General features: G+C 66.3%; 23 protein-coding genes. 2 read left to right on the top strand and 21 right to left on the bottom strand.

Annotated elements, in window-relative coordinates:
- Nucleotides 1–5: 5 nt before the first annotated feature.
- The 17 genes from Q8M13_RS14055 to Q8M13_RS13975 form a co-directional block, all read right to left on the bottom strand.
- A complete protein-coding gene (locus Q8M13_RS14055; protein WP_305300576.1) occupies nt 6–1991 on the bottom strand; it encodes a conjugal transfer protein TraG in 1986 nt (661 codons plus the stop codon).
- Between the two features lie 24 nt (nt 1992–2015).
- A complete protein-coding gene (locus Q8M13_RS14050; protein WP_305300575.1) occupies nt 2016–3755 on the bottom strand; it encodes a VirD2 family relaxase/mobilization nuclease in 1740 nt (579 codons plus the stop codon).
- 244 nt (nt 3756–3999) lie between these two features.
- On the bottom strand, nt 4000–4764 hold the full coding sequence (locus Q8M13_RS14045) for a lytic transglycosylase domain-containing protein (RefSeq protein ID WP_305300574.1): 765 nt from the start codon (nt 4762–4764) through the stop codon (nt 4000–4002).
- Between the two features lie 3 nt (nt 4765–4767).
- Nucleotides 4768–5106: a DUF736 domain-containing protein gene (locus Q8M13_RS14040; protein ID WP_305300573.1), complete on the bottom strand. Its 339-nt coding sequence runs from the start codon at nt 5104–5106 to the stop codon at nt 4768–4770.
- Nucleotides 5107–5151: 45 nt separating this feature from the next.
- The gene (locus tag Q8M13_RS14035) at nt 5152–5697 is read right to left on the bottom strand and encodes a S26 family signal peptidase (protein WP_305300571.1); all 546 of its coding nucleotides are present in this window, start codon (nt 5695–5697) and stop codon (nt 5152–5154) included.
- Entirely contained in the window at nt 5694–6212 is a 519-nt protein-coding gene (locus Q8M13_RS14030; protein WP_305300570.1) for a DUF2840 domain-containing protein, read from the bottom strand. The genes Q8M13_RS14035 and Q8M13_RS14030 overlap by 4 nt, the downstream gene beginning before the upstream one ends.
- On the bottom strand, nt 6209–6463 hold the full coding sequence (locus Q8M13_RS14025; RefSeq protein WP_305300569.1) for a hypothetical protein: 255 nt from the start codon (nt 6461–6463) through the stop codon (nt 6209–6211). The genes Q8M13_RS14030 and Q8M13_RS14025 overlap by 4 nt, the downstream gene beginning before the upstream one ends.
- Nucleotides 6460–7098: a ParA family partition ATPase gene (gene parA, locus Q8M13_RS14020; protein WP_305300568.1), complete on the bottom strand. Its 639-nt coding sequence runs from the start codon at nt 7096–7098 to the stop codon at nt 6460–6462. Before parA ends, Q8M13_RS14025 begins: the two co-directional genes overlap by 4 nt.
- Nucleotides 7099–7306: 208 nt before the next feature.
- The gene (locus Q8M13_RS14015; RefSeq protein WP_305300567.1) at nt 7307–8191 is read right to left on the bottom strand and encodes a replication initiator protein A; all 885 of its coding nucleotides are present in this window, start codon (nt 8189–8191) and stop codon (nt 7307–7309) included.
- Between the two features lie 11 nt (nt 8192–8202).
- Complete coding sequence (locus Q8M13_RS14010) at nt 8203–8484, bottom strand: AlpA family transcriptional regulator (RefSeq protein WP_305300566.1); 282 nt, start codon at nt 8482–8484, stop codon at nt 8203–8205.
- A 135-nt stretch (nt 8485–8619) separates the two neighbouring features.
- Nucleotides 8620–8946, bottom strand: a complete 327-nt coding sequence (locus tag Q8M13_RS14005) for a DUF2285 domain-containing protein (RefSeq protein WP_305300591.1) — start codon at nt 8944–8946, stop codon at nt 8620–8622.
- A gap of 118 nt (nt 8947–9064) precedes the next feature.
- Entirely contained in the window at nt 9065–9388 is a 324-nt protein-coding gene (locus Q8M13_RS14000; protein ID WP_305300564.1) for a transcriptional regulator domain-containing protein, read from the bottom strand.
- Between the two features lie 127 nt (nt 9389–9515).
- On the bottom strand, nt 9516–9779 hold the full coding sequence (locus tag Q8M13_RS13995) for a DNA -binding domain-containing protein (RefSeq protein ID WP_305300563.1): 264 nt from the start codon (nt 9777–9779) through the stop codon (nt 9516–9518).
- Nucleotides 9780–9911: 132 nt separating this feature from the next.
- Nucleotides 9912–10115, bottom strand: coding sequence for a helix-turn-helix domain-containing protein (locus Q8M13_RS13990; protein ID WP_305300561.1), 204 nt, complete (start codon nt 10113–10115; stop codon nt 9912–9914).
- 208 nt (nt 10116–10323) lie between these two features.
- Nucleotides 10324–10650: a DUF736 domain-containing protein gene (locus tag Q8M13_RS13985; RefSeq protein ID WP_305300559.1), complete on the bottom strand. Its 327-nt coding sequence runs from the start codon at nt 10648–10650 to the stop codon at nt 10324–10326.
- Nucleotides 10651–11222: 572 nt separating this feature from the next.
- The gene (locus Q8M13_RS13980) at nt 11223–11657 is read right to left on the bottom strand and encodes a hypothetical protein (RefSeq protein ID WP_305300558.1); all 435 of its coding nucleotides are present in this window, start codon (nt 11655–11657) and stop codon (nt 11223–11225) included.
- A 141-nt stretch (nt 11658–11798) separates the two neighbouring features.
- Nucleotides 11799–11966 carry a hypothetical protein gene (locus tag Q8M13_RS13975; RefSeq protein WP_305300556.1) on the bottom strand — a complete coding sequence of 56 codons (168 nt, stop codon included), beginning with the start codon at nt 11964–11966 and terminating at the stop codon, nt 11799–11801.
- Between the two features lie 330 nt (nt 11967–12296).
- Here Q8M13_RS13975 and Q8M13_RS13970 point away from each other — a divergent pair, with 330 nt between their 5' ends.
- Nucleotides 12297–12506, top strand: coding sequence for a hypothetical protein (locus tag Q8M13_RS13970; protein ID WP_305300555.1), 210 nt, complete (start codon nt 12297–12299; stop codon nt 12504–12506).
- Nucleotides 12507–12578: 72 nt separating this feature from the next.
- On the opposite strand, the gene Q8M13_RS13965 is transcribed toward Q8M13_RS13970, so the two are convergent.
- The 3 genes from Q8M13_RS13965 to Q8M13_RS13955 form a co-directional block, all read right to left on the bottom strand.
- Nucleotides 12579–13514 carry a DUF2493 domain-containing protein gene (locus tag Q8M13_RS13965; protein WP_305300553.1) on the bottom strand — a complete coding sequence of 312 codons (936 nt, stop codon included), beginning with the start codon at nt 13512–13514 and terminating at the stop codon, nt 12579–12581.
- A gap of 322 nt (nt 13515–13836) precedes the next feature.
- Nucleotides 13837–14880, bottom strand: a complete 1044-nt coding sequence (locus tag Q8M13_RS13960; protein ID WP_305300552.1) for a toprim domain-containing protein — start codon at nt 14878–14880, stop codon at nt 13837–13839.
- Complete coding sequence (locus tag Q8M13_RS13955) at nt 14881–19218, bottom strand: strawberry notch-like NTP hydrolase domain-containing protein (RefSeq protein ID WP_305300551.1); 4338 nt, start codon at nt 19216–19218, stop codon at nt 14881–14883.
- Between the two features lie 280 nt (nt 19219–19498).
- Between Q8M13_RS13955 and Q8M13_RS13950 the strand changes: the two genes are divergently transcribed.
- Nucleotides 19499–19855, top strand: a complete 357-nt coding sequence (locus Q8M13_RS13950) for a hypothetical protein (RefSeq protein ID WP_305300550.1) — start codon at nt 19499–19501, stop codon at nt 19853–19855.
- A gap of 142 nt (nt 19856–19997) precedes the next feature.
- Here the strand turns inward: Q8M13_RS13950 and Q8M13_RS13945 are convergent, their stop codons facing one another.
- Nucleotides 19998–22133 (bottom strand): ParB/RepB/Spo0J family partition protein, encoded by a 2136-nt coding sequence (locus tag Q8M13_RS13945; protein WP_305300549.1) that lies wholly within the window; start codon nt 22131–22133, stop codon nt 19998–20000.
- Between the last annotated feature and the right edge of the window lie 75 nt (nt 22134–22208).

The raw sequence follows: 22208 nt of genomic DNA, 5'->3' as shown, positions 1-22208 counted from the left end.
GGGTCCTACAGCTCGATGCCGTCGCCGGGATCGAGCGAAGCCTGGCGCGCGACCTGCCGCATGGCGTCCCGCATGCGGCTAGTGCGGGCGACATCTTCGTCGGCGTCGTCTGCCGGATCGATCTCGAACTCGTTCTCGATCGGCGCGTTCTTCTCGATCGGCTGCACGCGGTTCAGCTCGGGCTGGCGGCGGCGCTCGGATTCGGTTGTGTCCTCATCATCGGGGCTGACTGCCGGCGCGGCGGTCGGGATCTCGGGCGTCGGCGGCAGAGCCAGATTGCTCCAGTCATCTGTCGACGCCCGCTTCGATTTGACGTGTGCCGGCGGCGGCAATATCCGCTCCTGGAACCGCCTATCCTCATAGTAGCGGGCCTTCTTCGCCCGGATCGGCGGCGTACCGGCGACCATGACGATCTCGTCGGACGGAGGGAGCTGCATGATCTCGCCGGGGGTGAGCAACTGCCGGGCCGTCTCGGAGCGCGACACCATCATGTGGCCCAGCCAGGGAGAGAGCCGGTGCCCTGCATAGTTTTTCATCGCCCGCATCTCGGTCGCGGTGCCGAGCGCGTCGGACACGCGCTTGGCCGTCCGCTCGTCATTGGTCGCAAAGCTGACCCTCACATGGCAATTGTCGAGGATCGAATTGTTCGGCCCGTAGGCCTTCTCGATCTGGTTGAGCGATTGGGCGATGAGGAAGCTCTTGAGCCCATACCCCGCCATGAACGCCAAGGCGGACTCGAAGAAGTCGAGCCGGCCGAGCGCCGGGAACTCGTCGAGCATGAGCAGCAGTCGATGGCGTCCGCCCTTGGCCTGCAGGTCCTCTGTAAGGCGTCGACCGATCTGGTTGAGGATCAGGCGGATCAGCGGCTTGGTGCGGTTGATGTCGGAGGGCGGCACCACGAGGTAGAGCGTGGTCGGGTCCTTGCCACCGACGATGTCAGTGATGCGCCAGTCGCAGCGCCGCGTGACCTCGGCGACAACGGGATCACGATAGAGGCCCAGGAACGACATGGCGGTGCTGAGCACGCCGCTGCGTTCGTTGTCCGACTTGTTCAGCAGCTCCCGCGCTGCGCTGGCGATGACAGGATGCGGCCCGGCCTCGCCGAGGTGCGCGGTCTTCATCATCGCGGCGAGCGTCGACTCGATCGGGCGTTTCGGATCGGAGAGGAAGGCGGCGACGCCGGCCAGCGTCTTGTCGGCCTCGGCATAGAGGACATGCAGGATCGCACCGACAAGCAATGCGTGGCTCGTCTTCTCCCAGTGGTTCCGCTTCTCGAGCGAACCCTCCGGGTCGACCAGGATGTCGGCGATGTTCTGCACGTCGCGGACCTCCCATTCCCCTTTCCGGACCTCCAGTAGCGGATTGTAGGCGGCGGACTTCGGATTGGTCGGGTCGAACAGCAGCACGCGGCCGTGCCGGGAGCGGAAGCCGGCTGTCAGCGTCCAGTTCTCGCCCTTGATGTCGTGGACGATGGCCGAGCCCGGCCAGGTCAGCAGCGAGGGCACGACCAGGCCGACGCCCTTGCCGGAACGGGTCGGCGCGAAGCAGAGCACGTGCTCGGGGCCGTCATGGCGGAGATAGTCGCGATCGAGCTTGCCGAGTACGACACCGTCGGCGCCGAGCAAGCCGGCGGCCCGAACTTCGTCAGCCCGAGCCCAGCGCGCCGAGCCATAGGTCTCGACGTTCTTCGCCTCGCGCGCTCGCCAGACCGACATGCCGATTGCGACCGCGATGGAGATGAAGCCGCCGGACGCGGCGATATAGGCACCCTCGACGAAGATCGGCGGGGCGTATGCGTCGTAGAAGTACCACCAGGGGAAGAACGACCACGGATAGTAGATCGGCCAACCGGCCAGATCGAACCATGGCTGCCCGAGCTGCGCCTGGAAGCCGAGACGCCACGCCGTCCATTGCGTGGCCGCCCAGGTCGTGAACAGCACGATCATGAAGACGGTGAGGATCTGACCCCAGAGGATTTTCGTCGCTGACATGGCGCGGCTCCTTTCTGATTGCGGCTACAAGCCGAGACCGCGCTTGCGGGCAAAGCTCCAATCGACCCCGCCGTCGCCGCGGGCGACGCCGGAAACATGCTGACCGAGATGGCGTTCGAGGGATGGCGACCAGGGCACGAGCTGGAAGCCAAGGCCGTCGTCGATCATGGCGAAGCGGCCGGAGGCGAGCGCGATGCGCTGCCGATAGGCGCCGGCGACATACTCGCCAGTCCCGGCCTTGGAGAACGGACGCCCCGTCTCGGACGAGAGCTTCTCGCCGAGCGCCTCGACTTCACGCTGGCGCAGCGTGTCGATCAGGTTGCGGGCGAAGATGACGCTGTGGCCTTGGCGTTCCGCCAGACGCTGCTCGATCAGATGCGCAGCGCGGCGATCCATGGCGTCGCGAACCTCTGCACCGAAGCCGCCGCCACCTAGCGCCACGGGCTCGCGGGCGATCGCCTGCCGGTCGAGCCAGGTGGCGCCGGTCGCGGTGACCTGGGCCGCGATGTCGAGATCAGAGCGCACGGCGAGCGCGACGCGGCGCTGGCCTTTCGCATCATCGAACTTGCGCAGCTCGACGATCGAACCCGGCGCGCTGTCGCCGGCGGCATCAAGGTCGGTGAGCTTGATGTGATGGGTGCGGCCGTCGACCCCGTCGACCACGGCATAGGCGGTGCCCTTCAGCTCGTCGTCGAGCCCTCGATCGACGAGCCGGCCGACGACGGGATCGTTCAGGCTCTCGCCGGCGAGCACATAGCTCGCGGCGCCACGCTGGATGCCGCGATCGGTCAACGCGCGATGCATGCGCTTGATGATGTCGCCGCGTTCGCCGAGCTCGCGAAGTGTCGCCTCGGCCTTATCGGTGATCGCCCATTGGCCTGGCCCGACCTGGTCAGCGAGCCCGAGTGTCTCCAGCTTGCGCAGGCGGCCGACCTTCAGCGCGTGGAATTCGTCGGGCTGGCGGTCGGCGTGAGGGGCGAGATCGACAATGCCGGTCCTGTAGGCGTCGCGCGCGAGCTGGCGATCCAGATTGGTCCAGCGCTCGGCCTCGACCTGGCGTTCGAGGGTGCGGCGGATCTCCTGGTCGGTGCGCGGTCCCAGTTCCTGGGTGATGAGGTCGCGCGCTCGGTCGCGCATGCCCTCCTTGATGTAGTCGCGCGAGATGACGAGGTTTTCGCCATCGTCGCGAACGCCGCGCACGATCAGATGGACGTGGGGATGCTCGGTGTTCCAATGATCGACGGCGACCCAGTCGAGCCGGGTGCCGAGATCCTTCTCCATCTGGCCGACCAGCTCGCGGGTGAAGGATTTGAGGTCGGACATCTCCAGCGCGTCGTCCGGCGAGACGATGAAGCGGAAATGATGCCGGTCCTCCTCGCAGCGCTCCGCGAACGCCTTGGGATCGGCGTCATCGCCGCCGGGTCCGAACAGCCGGGCTTTCTCTCCATCCCGGGTGACGCCATCGCGACGCAGATAATTGAGATGGGTGCCGAGCGGCGCGTTGCGCCCGCCCTGGCGGACGACGCGTGCCTTGATCACCGCGCCGCGCGAGCGGGCGCTGAGCATGCGATTGGCCTGCACCGCCGCGCGTTGGCCGCGGCCGAAACGCGAGCGGTTGGCGGGACCGATCTTTCCTTTCCGAGAGACGGTGCCACCGGCCTTCTGCGCGGCGGCGAGGGCCTGCGCGATGAAGGGCCTGGCCTGTTGTGCGCGGGTCGAGCGGATGCGGCCCGGTCGGATACGGAAATCGTCCTCCGCGCTCATGGCCGGAACCCCGCACATCGCGCAAAGCCAAGGAAATCATTGCGGAAGCCCCGTGCGTGCAGGCTGCGCCGATCAGGTGCGCATCGCGCAAACGCGCCATAAACCCTTGAAAAACCACAACCGCACAAGACCGCACATCGCGGCCCTTTATCCTGCCATCGTGCGGTTGTGGTGCCTGCTCTTCCCGCCTCTGACGCCAATTCCACGCCAGAGCCCGACAATGCCGCATGGAGTGCGAAGTCTGTCATCGTGGCCCCGCACTGTCGGTTCGCGCCACGAACAGCCCGTCCGATCGCGGTGCAGGCAGTTCCGGATCGCGCGCGGACTCCGGTGCGGGCAGTGCAACGGGATCGCCGTCGCGCTGCCGTTGAACGGCACCCGCGCTGCTGTCGACCTGCACGATGAAGAGCGGTGCGCGGGTCCAGGCGAGCGGGTCGGCGGTCGCTACCGTGACGGGGGCAGCGAGATCGCCGAGGCCGATGATTGGCGCGAGAGCGGCGACATAGGCACGCGTTTCGGCCGGCAATGGGCGACCGGTCGCGCGATATTCCTCGTAGCGGCCGGGACCGGCATTGTAGGCCGCCAGAAAGCCGGGCGAGCCGTAGCGATCGTGCATCTCGCGGAGATACGCCGCGCCCGCGAGGATGTTGTCGCGCGGCGCGTAGGGATCGTTGCCGAGACCATGTCGAGCGCGCAGCTCCGCCCAAGTCGCGGGCATGATCTGCATCAGGCCCATCGCACCTTTGGGCGAGATCGCGCGGACATCGCCGCGGCTCTCGACGCGCATGACGGCGCGAATCCACGTCTCCGGAATGCCGAACCGGCGCGCGGCCTCGGCGATGTGACCGGCATAGGGGTCAGCGGGAGAAGCCCGCTGCGCCGGCTCGTCCTGTGCTGTGGCCGGAACGGCGGACGACACGGCGAAGAGCAGGCCGGAAAGGAGAAGGAAGGCTGTTTGTCGGACAGTGGGAAACCGTCCGACGATAGCGCGATGGCGGCGGGCCGACATCGCTCAGTCCCGCTCGCTGCGGCGGGGCGGGCGATTCCAGTGCAAACCCCAGGCAGACTTGTCGTCGGCAGACTGGAACAGATTGGCGCGGATCGGCTGGCTGAATGTCGGATCGTCGAGCTGCAGCGAGACGTAGTCGCCGGCCTTCTCGCCGGTGCGCTTCCAGCCCGCTCCAACTTCGGGTCCGTCTTCGTCCGATCCGAGATGGACGCGATAATCCGGCGCGTTCTCTGCGTCGGATTGCTCTGCGGGCACGAGCATCAGCTCGGCGTCGAGAGCGAGCGTTTTGACGCGCCCGGCATAGCCGGACTTGGTGCGGCTGAATTGACCGATCAGGGACATGATTGCCTCCGTGGATGTGCGGCGAGGTTGGGAACGGGCACGTCGTCACCGCGTCGGCGCGCGCCAGACGAAGCGGCCATCGCCGTCCTCGTCGGTGTAGAGAGGGATGGCCCGGCCGATCACGGCGGAGGCGGGAAGCGGTCCGAAGTAGCGGCCGTCGAGGCTGTCGCGGACTTGGCCATTCATCAGGAACAGCTCGCCCTCGGCGACGACGCGGCAGCCCCGCCAGACGGGCAGCGGATTGCCGCGACGATCGCGATCGAGTGCATCGCCCATCCACACGGCGTCGACGGTGATGGCGAGGCCGGTCCTGCAAACCCGTTGGCCAGGAAGCGCAACGATGCGCTTCATCAGCGGCACGCCGCGCGGCAGATAACCACCCTCGGCGAGGAAGCTCGCGAGCGGCTCGGGCGCGCGCACGGCGACCAGATCGGTGACTTCCGGGGACCGGTCGGGCTCAATGGCGTAGAGGCCGATCGGCGTGCTGGCCGACGCATTCCAGATCAGCTTCGGCGCGAAGGAAACGAGCGACAGGATGCCAAGCAAAGACACGGCGGCCGTCGTGGTGATGGCGTAGCCGAGCCGGGTCATGCGCCGATCCTCCGCGCCAAGAGGAAGGCGCGATGGCGCTGCATCGTGTAGGCGCGTGGCGTCTCGCCGGCGGCAAGGCGGTTGTGAACGTGCCGCCAATGATCGGGCGAGACCTCGACTGGATCGATGCCGACGGCCTCGATCGCGTCGATGAGCTGGAGCATGCGCTCCACCTTCGGCCAGCCGTCAACGCGCAGCAGGATGTCGCCGCCAGGCCTCACGGTCGGGATCGTTTGGCAGGGTTCGCCAGGACCGACTGCGCGCAGAATGTCGAGGCGAGAGAGCACGGTGCCGTGCTCGTTCGCGGCCCAGCGCACCAGCGCGAAGGCCGCGTCGGGAGGGAACGAGAGGACGCGGCGTCGGCGGTCGAGTACCTGTTCGCGGACCTCGCGGCCGAAGCGGATCCAGTGCTCGATCTGCTTCTCGATCCAGACGAGTTCGACCTGGGTGAGATCCTCCGGCCGCGCGTGAAGGGCGCGGTCGGCGCGCGCGGATGCGGCGGCAAGGCCGGTCATTGGGCGTCTCCTTGGGATGGCGGGAATTCGCGCTCGAACAGCGCACGCAGCATGTCAGCGACCGTCTGGCCGCGCTGGAAGGCCGCGATCTTGATCCGGCCGCGCATGTCGGCGGTGACGTCGATGGTCAGTCTGGCCGAGAAGTCGTCGGCGGGCTGAGCGCGCTGCGCTTGGCGATCGGGCGCCTTGATCCAGCTTTCCGGATCGCCCGGCCGGGATGCGAAGCCGCGCTTGGCGAATCGTTCGCTCATGCGCCGATCCTCGCGACTTCAGCCGCGAGCGCGGCGATCTCCCGCGCGCCTGGACAATCCTCGTCCTGTTCGGCGGCGATCCGGCCGGTCTGCACGACATCGGCGAAGACGATGCGCTGACCAATGGTGGTCGCGAGCAATGGCGGGTCGTGATCCGCGAGCGTCTCGGCGGTTTCCCGGGCAAGCACCGTGCGAGCCGCGCAGCGGTTCAGCACGAAGCGCGCGGCGAGTTGCGGGCGGTAGATGCGCGCCTCGCGGAGAAGCGCGAGCATTTCGGCCGACGCCCAACCGTCGAGGGGCGACGGCTGCACCGGGATCAACACGAGATCGGCGGCGAGCAGCGCCGTGCGCATGAGACTGGCGACGCGTGGCGGTCCGTCGATGACGACATGGTCGGCGTCACGCGCAAGCTCGGGCGCCTCGCGATGCAACGTGTCGCGCGCCAGGCCGACAACACCGAAAAGCCGCTCCAGTCCCTCCCGGCTTCGCTGCTGCGACCAGTCCAGCGCTGACCCTTGCGGATCGGCGTCGATCAGCGTGACGCGCTGCCCATGCCGAGCCCATTCGCCGGCGAGATGCAGCGCCAGCGTCGTCTTCCCGACGCCGCCCTTCTGGTTGAGGAGAGCGACGATCATGACGGTCTCCCGGCGATCGGGGACTCGTCCACACGGCGCGAAAAACCGGGTTCCGTTAGAAAGATTCCGTAGGAATCTAGGTTAGATAAGTTACAGGGCTCGCAAGCTGCTGATTCAGCGCGAGAAATCGGCGATTTCGGTCCCCGATAGCACGAGAGTCCGGTCCCCGATGGCACGATGGTGCCGGTCCCTGATAGCACGAGACTATTCACAGCTTATCCCCAGGGCGAGTTGTCGAGCGGCGGCGGCGGCGTGGAATGCCGAGCGCGTCGGGATCGGTGGGTGCGAAGGACAGGATTTCTGGGCCACCGACGCACTGCTCAATGGTCAGGCGATAGCCGGGCAGCGGCTGGCGCCGGACGATGTCGCGCAGGTCGTAGGCGAAGTGTTTGAGCGGCGAGAGGCTGCCGGACTTGGCGTGCAGGTGCGGGAAGTCGAAGCTCCAACCGAACTCCTGCTTGCCGCCGTGCTTGCGCACTAGGCGGTAAAGCCAGCGCTCCAGTCCGCCCGTGAGATCGAAGTATTTGCGGTCGATCGTCAGCACGAGTGCGTCGTCCAGGACGGCGCCGTAGAACCAGTCGGGGAGGATCAGTTCGAGGCCGAGCGGACGGCCGCGGTGATCGGCGCGCTCCTTCCACTCGTTGATCCAGGAGAAGCGGTGCATCCGCCGTTCGGTCGGCTGGCGGATCGAGGTCGCGACGGTAGTCGACTGCAGCCGGTCGAGCGCGGCCTTCAGGCGGTCGTAGTCGCGCAGCGATACGCCACGGCCGATGAAGTTCAGGATTTCATACGGGGTGGTGCCCATGAGCCGCGACGGGCGTAGGCCGGCGTCGCGCGCCTCGACGATCTGGGAGGCCGCCCAGATCAGCACGTCCGCGTCCCAGATGGTGGCCATGCCATGTTCGGGCACGGCCTCGACGCGGATGACGATCGAGCCCGCCTTGAAGTCGATCGGCGCAAGGCGCTTCGACTTGGCGAGCGAGAAGAACGGATAGGCCATCAGGTCCTGCGCATCTCGCGGCGCGAGGTCGCCGGGCAGTGCCCGGAAAAGATCGAGCTGCTCGCGTTCGTGGCTTGGATGGCGGGACGACATGCCGGCACGTCTCAGCGCGCGTGGCGGCCGGCTTGGGCCGGCGTCGTCGCTTGATGGCGCTTGGCGGGAAGAACGGCGCCGCGCGGGTCCGACGTGGACGTGACAGCGCCGCGATCGGCCCAAGCCTGCAGGTCGTCGATGGCGTAGACGACACGGCCGCCGAGCTTGCGGTACGCCGGGCCGGTGCCATAGGTCCGATGTTTTTCCAGCGTGCGGCCAGAAAGACCTAAAAAACGGGCGGCTTCAGGGGTGCGTAGAAAGCGCGGCGGCAAGCCGGCGAGATTGGCGGACATGATCGGGCCTCCGGGGCGTTCGTTGAGGCCGCTGGCGATCAGCGGCGGGCGAAGGCCACGGTGGCGAAGAGCTGCCGTCTGGGGGGATGGTGAAGATAGAGGGGGTTATTTCGCACCCCCTGCCATGACGTGCTGTCAGCGCCGTCTGCGTCGGCGCAACAGGTCACGGTAGCCGCCATCGACCATAGCGAGGCCATCGCGAACGAGCCGAATGGTGGCGTCGCGGAGCGCCGATGTTTTCCAGGAGTCGGAGGCGACACGAGACACGCCGAACATCACCTCGGCGATCTCCCGGTAGGTCGCACGGCAGGCGCGGCCATCGAACGCCCGCAGCATGTGCCGCAGCCGCTGACGCCGCTGAGGCGTTATGCGCAGGTCGATGGGCGGAGGCGGCGCCTGGAGCGCGCCCCAAAGGCGCGAGATGGCGTCGATCCGGTCGGGTGCATCACTGTCGAGCGGTATGACTGCCGCCAGCGCCTGATCTGGAGCGGCGCCACCGATCAGAACGAAAGGGACTGCGTAGGTGCCACTGCCATGGATTGCATGGACTTCGTGCGTGCTGCGGCGCGCTGCGCTGGGATCAAGCGCCGGCGGCGGCGCGCCCGCGGAGGCGGCAGACGGCGCCGCAATCAGCAGGACCTTTCCCGGGTCGGCCTCTGGAGTCCAATGGATCGGCTCCTCGATCGCGCTGTGGCTTGGGTTGACAGGGAAATTGCAACCCCCAGCGCAGGCGAAACGACGCGTTCGCCTGCTCGGGGTCATCCATCTCTTTCAATGCTTTTGAATAGTCGTGTTGATAGTCGACATTGCGCCGCAAGCATTCCCACGCCAGGTCTGGAACACCGAGATCGTCGAAATAGTCATAGCTGATTGAAGACCGCCACTGCGATGGGTCCGGCTCCATCGGTTACCTCCTGGCTCACATGGTTCATACACCCGGGCCGGATACGATTCCCGGTTGAGCTGGATCAGGGAAGACCTCGAAAAAGCGTCGCGTGATCGCTGCGGCGCATCACGGAATCGCGGAGCCGTCAGTGATGGCCGCGCCGAAGCAGGTCGCGGTAGCCGTGCTCGGTCATCCATCGGGCGCGCAAGAGATGGCTTTCATGGATGTGCCGGGCGCGTTCGGGATCGTCGCTGGGATCAATGCCGAACAGGACGGTAATCGCTTCGCGCCAGTCCGCGCCGTCGGCATGGGCGTCGAGCAGGCGAATGTAGAGCTTCAAATGCTTCATGTCATAGTCGGTGGCCGTCGCACTCCGGGGCGGTTCGTCAAGAAAATCCGGCGCGGTCATGATGGGTCCCCCGACACATCAATGGCGACAGCCATTCGGTTCCGAGTCGACATTAACGAAGTTTTTACTCGTCGTAAGCTGCGCGAGTAGACATCGCGTGATGCAGCACAGGCATCGCCGCGCGCCGCACAGTCAATCTTCGTCGGCGCCCTGCCGTTCAGTCCGTTCGAAAAATGCGACGGGATCAATCTCAAGGACGATGGCGAGCTTTTCCAGCATATCGATCGTCGCGGCGTGCTGTTCCCGCTCAAGCATGCCGACATAGTTGCGATTGATCTCGGCACGATCAGCTAGTTCCTCCTGCGACAGGCCCTTGGCATGTCTCAGTCGACGCAAATTTCTGGCGACAATCTCCCGCAATCTCATGCGGAGAGGTCGCCGTTTCCCCTAATATACTGCCACCTAGTAAACTAGTGATTCGTACACGAGAAAAGGTGCGACGTCATTTTTTTCGGGGTGATCGGGAGCTTCCGGCTGCTTGCGGACTGGATTCCCACAGGCGCGATGCCCCGCCCGGCGATCCGGGCGGGGCATCGGTGGCGGCTCAGTCGCCGTTGCGGCGGTTGGGCCGGGACCAGATGAGGCTGTAGCCGTCGCCGTCCTCGTCGTCGAAAAGGTTGGCGTAAATCGGGGCGGTGAAGCTCGGGTCGTCCAGCTTCAGGCCGAGATAGTCGCGGCCCTCGTTGGAACGCTTGGACCAGGCGGCGCCGATCTCGGCTCGGCCGACGAAGACGCGGTGGCTGGGAGCGTTCTCGCCGCTGGCGCGGACGTCGGGGACAATGCGGACGTTCTTGGTCTGGACGCTGAGGGTGACGATTTCGCCGGTGAACTCGTTCGAGCCGGTCTTCTTGAAGGTGCCGATGGTCGCCATGGGAAGTCTCCTTGATCACTGTCTTTCGAGCCCGCACCATTGCGGCCTCGATGGTGATCGACCGGCCGGAGGCGATCGACGGCGCACCCGCAGGGCTTCAGACAGCAAAGGAGGGACTTTCTTGTCCCGCGAGGAATGACGGCGCAGCCGGCAGGGGAAGAAAGTTTTGACGGCGCTGTTGCGCCATAGTCGATCGAGGCGAAGCCGCCCTTCGGCCAGATACACCCATCGAAGAGGCCGTTTTGGAGCGCTCGGCCGGACAGAACCGATCAATGGAGACGATGACGACTTCTCGGTGACCGATAGAGACGCGGCGCTATCACCGGCGGTTCCGTCTCCCGGTACTGATCAAACGCCTGCACCGGTTTCCGCACGACGCTTTCGGGCAGACGCCAAACCTCCGCACCATGATCGTGCCGAGTCTTCGACGCTCGCTGGTCAGGGCTCTTCAGCCGGCTGCCGCCTCCCGGCCCGGATATGCTCGCCCATCGCCGCCCGATCCCTGCCTGCTCCACGATGTTGTGGACGGCTTCGATACGCCGCTGGTCCGCCGCGACATTGCTGCGAGAACGTCAGCCCCGAGCGAGGCTCTGCCCGGATCGGGCGGGCTCCGCGCCGGCGATCCGAATCCAGGCTGTCGCGCCGATGGCGATGGCACCGACTGCGGAGAAAATGAACTGCCAGGTCTCCGAAGGCATGGCGTGCTTCGCGATACCGTGAACGGCATGATAGCCGGCGACGGCTGCCGGTGCTGCGAAGACAATTCCGATGGTCAGCCGGAGCCAGACCGGGCGGACGAAGGCGAAGAGAAACTGGCCGACGCCAAGCATCAGCCCGGCAGCGAGCAGTCCGACGACGATGCTGCCGGGCCAGCCCGCGCCAGTGCCATAGGCCCACATGCCGACGGTGACGCCCGCGAAGAAGGGCAGCGCGTAGATGGCGAGGGTGAAGAGCAGCCAGCAGAAAACGCCGATGGCTGTGATGCTCAAGAGAATGCCGAGTACCATGGTGGTGTGCTCCGTGAGATGAAGGTCTACGGTCGCGCCTTCCACCACCACCACGGCGCCGATGTCAGTATAGCCGAAGTTGAGCGATGACGGCAGCGGAAATCCGTCCGGATTCCCGCTCGGCCGAGCGGACCGTCGCCCTCAAGGGGCGAAGGGATCGACTTCGTGGATGATCGCCGAGGCGTCCCCGTCGTATTCGTTGGCGGGCATGACGCTCGCCGTGCCGTCGCCGGCTTTGAAGATGACGATCGCGACCATGAGCGTGGTGGCGAGGCTGAAGGCGAAGGCGTGAGCATCGTTAAGAGACATTGATCCGGCTCCTGTCTTGGAGGCGGGAGACCATCTCCCGCGCGACAGGCGCCCGATGTGTCCGGTCGATGGCCGCAATCACCGTGCAGGCGAAGCCGAAGCGGCGGCACGCGCGCGTAGCCGACCCTTTACGGGTTGATGGCGTCAGGCCATCGATTGGACCAAGGATCAGCGCAAGTGGAAGCGGAGATGTCTCCGCCTGGATTGGAGCCGACGTCTCAAGTAGATGCGGAGAGATTTGGCTGCTGCCTGCAGCGGCTATTGTCTATATCCTGCAATCGTCGCCTTCGACGTGAGCGATTGTTGCCAGTTCCACGGAGTGATGAGGTCGTGGCTGAATTCAGGGACCGAGATCTGCATCTGGTGAAGAAGGCGCTGGCCATTGCCGTCATGGCGATCGAGCGTCAGCCAGGCCCTTTTCAGTCGTCCTCGGATCAAACCGACATGAAGGCGCTCCTCGATAGGTTGATAGAGAGCGATGTTGAACTGGAGCACTATGCCCGCGCGGCCAGGATCGCTGTGACGGGAAAGCCAGACTGAATGTGGTTTTGCGGAAGTGCAGGCTTCCGGCAGCGTAAAATTGCGGTTTCTCACCGCTGGGGTAGGCGGCGCTTACGCGCCGCCACTGCCGAACTTCCAGACCGGGATGCCGAGCTTGCGCGCCTTGTCGGCGAGATTGTCTTGGATGCCGGTGCCGGGGAACACCATCACGCCGATCGGCAGGACCGCGAGCATCTGATCGTTGCGTTTGAACGGCGCGGCTTTCGCGTGCTTCGTCCAGTCGGGCTTGAATGCAATCTGCGGAACCTTGCGATGATCGGCCCAGCGACCAGCGATGCGTTCAGCGCCCTTCGGCGATCCGCCGTGCATGAGCACCATGTCGGGATGCTTGGCGTGGACCTGATCGAGCTTGGCCCAGATCAGCCGGTGATCGTTGAAGTCGAGCCCGCCGGTAACCGCGATCTTCGGACCCGCCGGGATCAGCACCTCGCTCTCGGCCCGGCGCTTGGCGGCGAGGAAGTCGCGGCTGTCGATCATCGCTGAGGTCATGGCCCGGTGATTGACCATCGATCCGCTGCGTGGCCGCCAGGATGATCCGGTGTGGCGCTCGAAGTGTTCTGCGGCCTGATCGCGCATCAGCTCGAAGGCATTGCGGCGCTCGATCATAGTCTGCCCTTCGGCGGTGAGGCGTTCGAGTTCTACCGACTTCACCTCCGAGCCATCCTGTTCGCGCTGGCTGCGGCGCTGCGCCTGCTCATTGTCGTCGAGTTCGCGTTCGATCCGGTCGGTGGCGCGATGGAAGAGGTTGACGGTCGACCAAAGGAGGCCATCGAGGTCGGGTTCGAGGCGGGTGTCCTCGAGGGTGGCGATCAGGGCATCGAAGATGTCGGCGATGGCCCCGGCGACCGCATCGCCTTCGGGAAGCGGCCTCGGATCGGGTTCGTCCTGAAAGGGACGAAAACCGTAGAGCTGGAGTTCAGTCAGGACGTGGTCGGTTGGGGATGAGGCGTGGTGCGGTTCGAAGCCGTCGTCGTGTTCGCTCGCCATGGGATGCTCCTTCGTCGGTTTGACCACGACCCTCGCGGCCTTCTGGCGACGAAAGCCGTCGGGCGGGCCGGACCTGCACCCGGAGCGTCAGCGCAGGGCCAAGCATCGCGCCGGATGGCGAAGGCCGGCTATTTTGCTTCGCGATGGAAAGCGCTCCCCTGGAGCGCGCCGGAAAATAGCCGGGCGCAGCCATTGCCGGTCCGGCACGTTTGACGGCCGATCGCCCTCTCGAAGGCCGGGTCGCGGTCCTCTCCGGCGCAACGGGATGCAGCCTCGTGCGAGACCGATGCGGCTGCCGGTGCCCCGCGCTTGCCCCTTCCGGCTATGCCGTCAGGGCGAGAAAACGGGTGACGTCCTCGGGGGCGAGCTGCTGCCGGATCGCTGCCCGCAGCGGGCCCATGCCGCAAGTGCGGAGATCCTCGTTGAAATCCCCGAGCGTCGGAGAAAGCACGATCGCCTCGATGCCGGCCGCCTGTGCCCGTTCGACCAGGCTATCGCGCGCGGCGTCACCAGCAGGATCGTTGTCGCGGGCGATGTAGAGTCGGCGAAGCGTCGCCGGGAACAGGATGGCGGCAAGGTGTGCGGCCGAGAGTGCAGCCGTCATTGGCAGGTTCGATAGGGTCATGCGGAGTGACAGGATCGTCTCGATGCCTTCGCCGGCCGCGATCACATCGTTTGCCGTGCCGAACCGGACCGCATGACCGAGGAGATCGCCCATCGCCCGCCGCGGTGTGTCGATTGGCGCCTTTCCGCTCCCCTCGGGGCTGAGCCATGTGCGATGTACGCCCGTGATCCGGCCGTCGAGATCGGTGACCGACGCGATCATCGCCGGCCATGTCTCGGTCGGCGAATGTTCGTCCGGTCGGTAGTAGCACCGCGGATGGAAGCGGAGCGATGCGGTTCCGTGCAAAGCCGTGATGCTGCGTTTCCGTAGATACGATTCTACGATTGTGCCCGTAATCGGCCGCGACATTGCGAAGAGCCGTCGTGCGGCCTCCGGAGATCCGGCGGGCGCCGATGTCGGGCGTCGTTGGTGGTCCGGGTCCGGCTCGGGATGTGGCAGGCTCAGGAAGGCCCGGGCCTCATCGGCGACGTCCTTGAAGTCGATCAGCCCGCAGCTTTCGCGGATGACATCGAGGAGATCGCCGTGTTCGCCTGTGGCGGCGTCGGTCCATTTGCCCGCCGCACCCTTGCCGGAATCGGCTCCCTTCAGGCGGACGAACATCGAGCGGCCCGGCGTGTTGCGGACGTCGCCGACCAGCCAGTAGCGGCCCTGGCGATATCCGGCCGAGAGATAGTGCCGGCACACGGCCTCGGCCTGCCGGCCGAGACGCTGTGCCAGCTCGGATGCGTCATGGCGGGCCATCTACGCGGCCTCCCGCTCGGCGATCCGCTGGACGGGATAGCGCTCCATGACCTTCGAAAGCACGGCCGAACCGCTCGCGTCCGTTGGCACGAACATGCGGAGCTTCCAGGAAATGATCTCGTGGAAGAGGCCGTAAGCGCTGAGGCGTTCGCGCATCATGTCGGTGAAGCCGGAGAGTTCGATGCGGTTGGCGCCCATGACGCGGACGCGGCGGAGTTGGAGACCCTCGGCGAGGTCGAGGATAGTCTTGCCGTCGATCAGGGCCGCGAGCGCGTCATCCGGCGCCAGCGTGTTGGTTCCCGTTGCCAGTGCGCCCGCGACCCAGGCGGGCGAAACCTTGCGGCCAATGATGCGCTCGCCGTCGTCGGTCTGGAGCCGGTAGACCCGCGTCGACTCGTTTGGCAGGCGCTTCCAGATCGGCAGCAACAGGCCCGAGACGACATGAATGGTGTTCTCGGAGAAGGCCGGCACGTCGGCGACCTCAGCGGTCCACGCCGATGCGAAGGCCGCGCGGTCGGCTTCGACCCAGTGGCTTTCCGCCATCATGGTCAGCGAGGCATGATGCTGCTCCATTGGCCGCATCAGCCGGACGCGGCGCTCGATCTCGCCGTCATCCAGCATCAGCGAGGGCGCCGGCACCTGAACGGCGGCACGGCCGGAGCGGTCGTTGACCAGCAGCATCGCCCGGCGATCCGACAGCAGGTCCATCGCCTCGTCGAGCGTGACCGGCCGGTTGCGCACCCGCTGCGTGATCGTCAGCAGACGGGTTTCCGCACCCGTACCCGGATGAACGTGGATCGTGTTCCGGTCGGTGACGACGAAGCTCTCCGCCCTCAGCGTTTCCAATCCGACGTCGTAGGTGCCGCTGGCGATGGCGCCCTCGATCTTGGCGTTGAGGAGCTGCTCGAACGCCGTGAAGAGGATGCCTTGGAGTTCGATCGTCAGGGCGAGCAGGCGGTTGAGGAACGTCGTTATCGGCGGCAGCTCGTCCTTGATGCCGTTCGAGTCCATCAGCGAGAGGCCGGTCGCGTCCTCGAACATCTGAAGCGAGCAGCCTTCGACCTTGCCGCGCACCAGCAGCAGGTAGAGCTGACGCAGCGCATCGCGCGCATAGTGGCTTTCCAGATTGTCCTCGGGGCGAAACAGGCCCTGGCCGCCGGTCTGGCGCTGGCCCCGCGTAATCGCGCCCAATGTGTCGAGACGCCGGGCGATCGTGGAGAGGAAGCGCTTCTCGGCCTTCACGTCGGTCGCGATCGGGCGGAAGAGCGGGGGCTGCGCCTGGTTGGTGCGATTGGTCCGGCCGAGGCCCTGAATGGCGGCGTCGGCCTTCCAACCCGGCTCCAACAGATAGTGGACGCGCAGCCGGCGATTTCGGGCGGACAACTCGGCGTGGTAACTGCGGCCGGTCCCGCCAGCGTCGGAGAAGACGAGGATGCGCTTCACGTCGTCCATGAAGGCGGCGGTCTCGGCGAGATTGGCCGATCCGGCGCGGCTTTCGACGGCAAGGCGATCGCCCTTGCGCACAATACGACGCGAACGGCCGGTGACTTCGGCGACGATGTCCGTGCCGAAGCGCTGGACGATCTGGTCGAGTGCGCCCGGAACCGGCGCCAGCGATGCAAGATGCTCAACCAAGCGGTCGCGGCGAGCGACGGCTTCGCGGCTCTCGACGGGCTGGCCGTCGCGATAGACCGGGCGCGACGACAGGTTGCCTTCGGAATCCGTGAACGGCTCGTAGAGCTGCACCGGGAAGGAATGGGCGAGATAGTCGAGCACATATTCCCGCGGGGTGATGTCGACACGGACGTCGTTCCACTCGTCGGTCGGAATATCAGCCAGGCGGCGTTCCATCAGCGCTTCGCCCGTCGAAACGATCTGGATGACGGCGGCATGGCCCTCCGCCAGATCGCGCTCGATGGAGCGGATCAGAGTCGGCGTCTTCATGCTGGTCAGGAGATGACCGAAGAAACGCTGCTTGGCGGATTCAAAGGCCGATCGGGCGGCGGATTTGGCCTGCGCATTGAGCGTGCCCTGGTCGCCCGTGATGTTGGCGGCCTCCATCGCCGCCGACAAGTTGTTGTGGATGATGGAGAACGCTCCGGCATAGGCGTCATAGATGCGCGTCTGCTCGGGCGTGAGCTGGTGCTCGACCAACTCGTATTCGACGCCGTCGTAGGAGAGCGAGCGGGCCGTGTAGAGCCCGAGCGCTCGCAGGTCGCGCGCGAGCACTTCCATGGCCGCCACGCCGCCGGCCTCGATCGCCTCCACGAACTCGGACCTGGTCGAGAACGGAAAGTCCTTGCCGCCCCAGAGGCCGAGGCGCTGCGCATAGGCCAGATTGTGGACCGTGGTCGCGCCGGTGGCGGAAACGTAGACCACGCGTGCGTCCGGCAGCGCATGCTGAAGGCGCAGCCCGGCGCGTCCTTGCTGCGATGCGGCCTGGTCACCGCGTTCACCCTTGCCACCGGCGGCATTCTGCATGGCGTGGCTCTCGTCGAAAATGATCACTCCATCGAAGTCGGAGCCCAACCATTCGACGATCTGACGGACGCGCGAAACCTTCTCTCCACGCTCGTCGGAGCGTAGCGTGGCATAGGTGGTGAATAGGACGCCTTCCGGCAGCCGGATCGGCGTTCCCTGGCGGAAGCGCGAGAGCGGCGTCACCAGCAGGCGCTCCATGCCGAGCGCGGACCAGTCGCGCTGCGCGTCTTCGATCAATTTGTCGGACTTCGAGATCCAGACGGCCTTGCGGCGGCCCTGCATCCAATTGTCCAGAATGATGCCGGCGCTCTGACGGCCCTTGCCGGCGCCAGTGCCGTCGCCGAGCATGAAGCCACGCCGGAAGCGGATCGCGTTTGGGGCATCCTCGCGCGCGGCCGAGACGACGTCGAAGGTCTCGTCCACCGTCCACGATCCGGCGAGATAATCGCCGTGTGCCTCGCCGGCATAGATCACCGTCTCGAGCTGGGCGTCGGACAGCAGGCCTTCGGCGAGAAGAGGCGCCGGCAAGCGTGGCCGGTAGCTCGGCTTGGGCGGCGCGACCGAGGCCATCGCAGCGGACTGCACCAGCTTCGTCGGATGGGCCTGAGAGCCGGGAATACGGATCGACTTCAATCCGTATTCTTCAGAAATCGCATCCGTGAGCCGGGAACCTTCGGCCGGCTGCCAGTCGACGGTCTCATAGGTGAGTTCGAAGCCTTCTGGTTCGCTCAGAACGGTGGCTTCGGGCGCCGACGAACTTGGTCGGGCGAGGTAGCCGCGCGCGGTGCGGGGAACTGCGGGACGCGGCGCTGTTTGGGCCGCCGTGGATGCGGCGATCGGCAGCCGTGCTGGGATGTCGCGGATCACCCAGCCGAGCAGCGTGGCGGCGTCCGGGGCGTTGCCGGCCGAGGTGGTGACGACTGTGGGATCGTCGGCCGGCCGCTTGTCGATCACAGTCAGCCGCGTATCGATCGTCGTGCCATGCTTGGCGTAGACCGAGCCATCGACGGTGGCCGAGAACACGACGCGGCCATGCTCCTGAAGCCGAACGAAGGCTGCTGCCCAAGCCGGCGCGTCGGGCGCGAAGCCGGCGCCCGTGATCGCGACCAGTCGGCCACCGTCGCAAAGACGCCCGAGCGCGGAGGCGATGTGGCGGTACGTGGCGTCGGCCATCCGGCCGGAGACGCTTGCCATCGCCGAGAACGGCGGGTTCATCAGCACCACGCTCGGCACGAGGCCGGCGTCGAGATGATCATGGATCTGCGCCGCGTCGAACCGGGTGACCGATGCCGAGGGGAAGAGGCAGTCGAGGAGTCCAGCGCGGGAAGCGGCGAGTTCGTTCAGCATGAGCGATCCGCCGGCCAGTTCGGCGAGGACGGCCAGCAGACCCGTGCCAGCGGATGGCTCCAGAACGCGATCGGTCGCGGTGATCCCCGCGGCGGTAGCGGCCGCCAGACCCAGCGGAATGGGGGTGGAGAACTGCTGAAGGGCTTCGCTCTCCGCCGAGCGGCGGGTGTGGGTCGGCAGAAGTGCGGCGATCTTCGCCAGCATCGGCAGCATGGCGGCCGGCGATGTGGCCTTGGCGCGGATTGCCGGGCCGAATTTGCGCAGGAACAGGACCGTCGCCGCTTCGCACGCGTCATAAGCGGTTTTCCAGTCCCAGGCGCCGGATGTGTCGGAGGCGCCGAAGGCGGCCTCCATCGCGCCGCGCAGTGTGGCGGCGTCGATCCGCGTGCCGCGAGCGAGATGAGGCAGAAGGAGATGCGCCGCCTCGGCGATACGCGGCGATGGGTCGGCGGCGGGGACGAGCGGAAGGGCTAAAGCCAGGGCGGCCCCTGATGCGGGAAGATGAGTCATGGAGGGTCCTTCAGGAGAGCGGGAAAGTCCGAGCCGCCCGGCGCTCTCTCTCTCGACCGCACCGGCTCAAACCCGTCCCGGCTGTCCTCTCCCTCTGATTCCAAAGGCTTGACGCGCAGCGCCGCCGCACAAACCGCTCGTTACGACGCGACCAAGATGCGGGTGGGGTTTCGATCGGCGGGCGTGGTGACTACACTCCGTCGACAATCTCAAGGCGCGTATCCCCTTCGGCCTCCGAGGCTGCCGCGTCTTCGGGGCAACGCGGTCGAGGAGGCAAAGGATGAAAGCAAGCGCAGTCGGTATTGTCGCCGTGGTCGCCTTGGCGGTGGGATTTGGTGCTGGGTTCGGCTTGCGACCGATCCTCATTCCCACGACCTCGGCCGCTGCGGTCGCGGGCGTCGCACAGCCGACCGAGGAGGAAGCGACGGACGCCGTCCGGCGTCACAAGCTCTTCACGGGCACGTCGCTGGCCAACGCGACGTTGAAGCTTGGCGATTGCTCTCCGGGCGGTGTCGGCCCCGGCGTCACGTGCATGACGCAGCTTACAATGGACCCAACGCGGCCCAATGCTGCGTCCCAGAACCGCCCGATCGGATTCGCGCGCGTCAACGGCCAGTGGGAGGTGGCTGTCTGGTAGAAGGACGGCGTGCCCGCTGGTCGGTGGGGCGTCAGCGCCAATCGCCAACAAAGAAAAAGCCCGGCTGATCCCTGTGGCGCAGGGGGCCGGGCTTTAGCTTATCGGCGTTTGCGAGCCGGCGATCACCGCCGGACGGTGTGGATCATTCGGCTGCGACCAGGTGAGCCGGTTCGTCCTCGCTGTCTGCCGAGGCCTCGTCATCGCCCGCGAGGAAATCCGGCAGCGCCTCGGTCTCCCCATCGGCCTCGGCCGCCGGCCCGGTGGCCGGTTCGATCTCGGCGAGGCGCAGCGGGTCGGGCAGCCAGCCGCTGTCGGCCAGCAACCGTTCCGCTTCCTTGGCCATGTCGCCCTTCTTCAGATGGTCGATGAGCTGCGCGGCCCGCTCGCCAACCCCTTCGCGCACGGCTTCGAGGATGCGCGGTTTGGTCACGCGGCCGAGATAGTTATCGACGGTAGGCGTCCAGCCGACTTCAACCATGTCGAGCCGGACTGCGCGGGCCAGCCGATCAGCCTGACCGAGGCGGCGTTCGAGGCTGTGCTGCGAGACGCCGGGGCCGCCATAGCGGTCGGCCTTCTCGAACAGCGCATTGACGCCGTAACTGACGCAGTGGGCGAGCAGCGCCAGACGGCTGGCGTCGTCCAGTCCGTCGAGCCAATCCCACAGCGCCTGATCCTCCTGGGGGACGTCGGTCTTCCACGCCTCCTGCCGCTCGCTGACAGCCTTGGCGGACGCGCTGTCCTTCAGGTCGGCGGTCTGCACCGGGAAGAAGACGTGCTGGACGCTGGCTTCCAGGCATCCGCCAGTGGTCGAGCTGCGCTGGAAGGTGTCGGTGACGAGCTTGTGCAGCAGTGCCGTCAGCGCGACATGCGGATTGTTCGCCAATGCGTCGCGCAGTGCCAGCGTGCGATGCGCGGTCAGCTCCATCACGAGCCGTTCGGGCAAGGGCTTGATCGTCTCCTCCTCGTCATCCTCGGTCTCGGCCGACTGGCCGCCGATGGTGATGACGGCTCGCTGCACCGACGGCGCCACCGGATCGGAGCTCTCGGCACCCTGGTCGGCGTCACCGCCATCGGTTTCGATGGTCACGGGCGCTTCGTCCTCCGGACGCACATAGCCGCGATCGATCGAGAGCGAGCCATCGGCGTCGATGCTGATGAAGATGCCGGCGCGGGCGATGTCGGCCGGATCATAGATGGTGGGCCGTTGGTTGAAGGCGTTCAGCGCCGTCTCGATTTCGCCAAGCCGCTCGTCCACATCATCGGGCAGTTCGTCAGCCCCTTCATATTCCGCCTCCAGCTTGGCGTATTCGGCGTTGAGGGCCTCGATCGTCGCGCGCTCGTCGTCGGTTAGATCAACCGGCGTGCCGGTGATCTCGCGCAGTCCGCGCGCGACATCGTAGGGATGGCTGACATCGACCTCGATCCATTTCCAGCCTTCGCCCGCGACATCGTCGGCGATGTTCTTCAGCTTCTCGGAAACCAGGCGATCGAGCAACGCCGGGTCCTGCAGCCATCCGCCGTCGTCGGCCTGGAAAAGATCGCGCATGATGCCGCCGCCGGCGGCCTCATAGGCGTCGAGCCCGACGAAGATCGCCCGCTTGTCGGACGCCCGCACGGTGCTTTCGGTCAGCATCCGGCGGATCTGATAGGGCTCCTTGGACCAGGAGTTGCGGATCGACTCCCAGACCTGCACCTGCCGCGCCTCGTCGGCCGAGACGGTGAAGGCCATGAGCTGTTCCAGCGTCATGCCGTCCTCGGCATAGACATCGAGGAGCGACTCCGCGACCGCAGCTAGGCGCAGGCGCTGTTTCACGACGTTGACGGGGATGAAGAAGGCCGCCGCGATGTCCTCCTCGGACTGGCCCTTCAGGCGCATGTCCTGAAACGCACGGAACTGGTCGAGGGGATGGAGCGGCGCGCGCTCGATATTCTCGGCGAGCGAATCCTCCTCGGCGAGGATGGCGGTCGAGGGATCGCGTACCACGCAGGGCACCGTGGCCGTCTTGCCCAGGCGCTTCTGTTTCACCAGAAGCTCCAGCGCCCGATAGCGGCGGCCGCCGGCTGGGACTTCGAACATGCCGGTTTCCTGGTCCTCGGCGTCGAGGACGGGGCGGACGTTGAGGCTCTGGATGAGGCCGCGCCGGGCGATCGAGGCCGCAAGGTCATCGATCGAGACGCCAGCCTTCACGCGCCGGACGTTCGACTGGCTCAGCACCAGCTTGTTGAAGGGAATGTCGCGCGAGGACGACAGGGTGATCTTCTGAACGGCAGTAGCCATCGGGATTTACTCCGCGACGGGCGGCCGAAAGCCTCTCTCTCGGCCTCCAACCCGTCACGAAAATCCCTCGACCCT

The sequence above is a fragment of the Phenylobacterium sp. genome, assembly GCF_030681155.1.
In the GTDB taxonomy this organism is placed as follows: Bacteria; Pseudomonadota; Alphaproteobacteria; order Caulobacterales; family Caulobacteraceae; genus Phenylobacterium.
The sequence above is the reverse complement of the archived record's forward strand: the minus strand, read 5'-3'. Positions and strand labels throughout refer to the sequence as shown.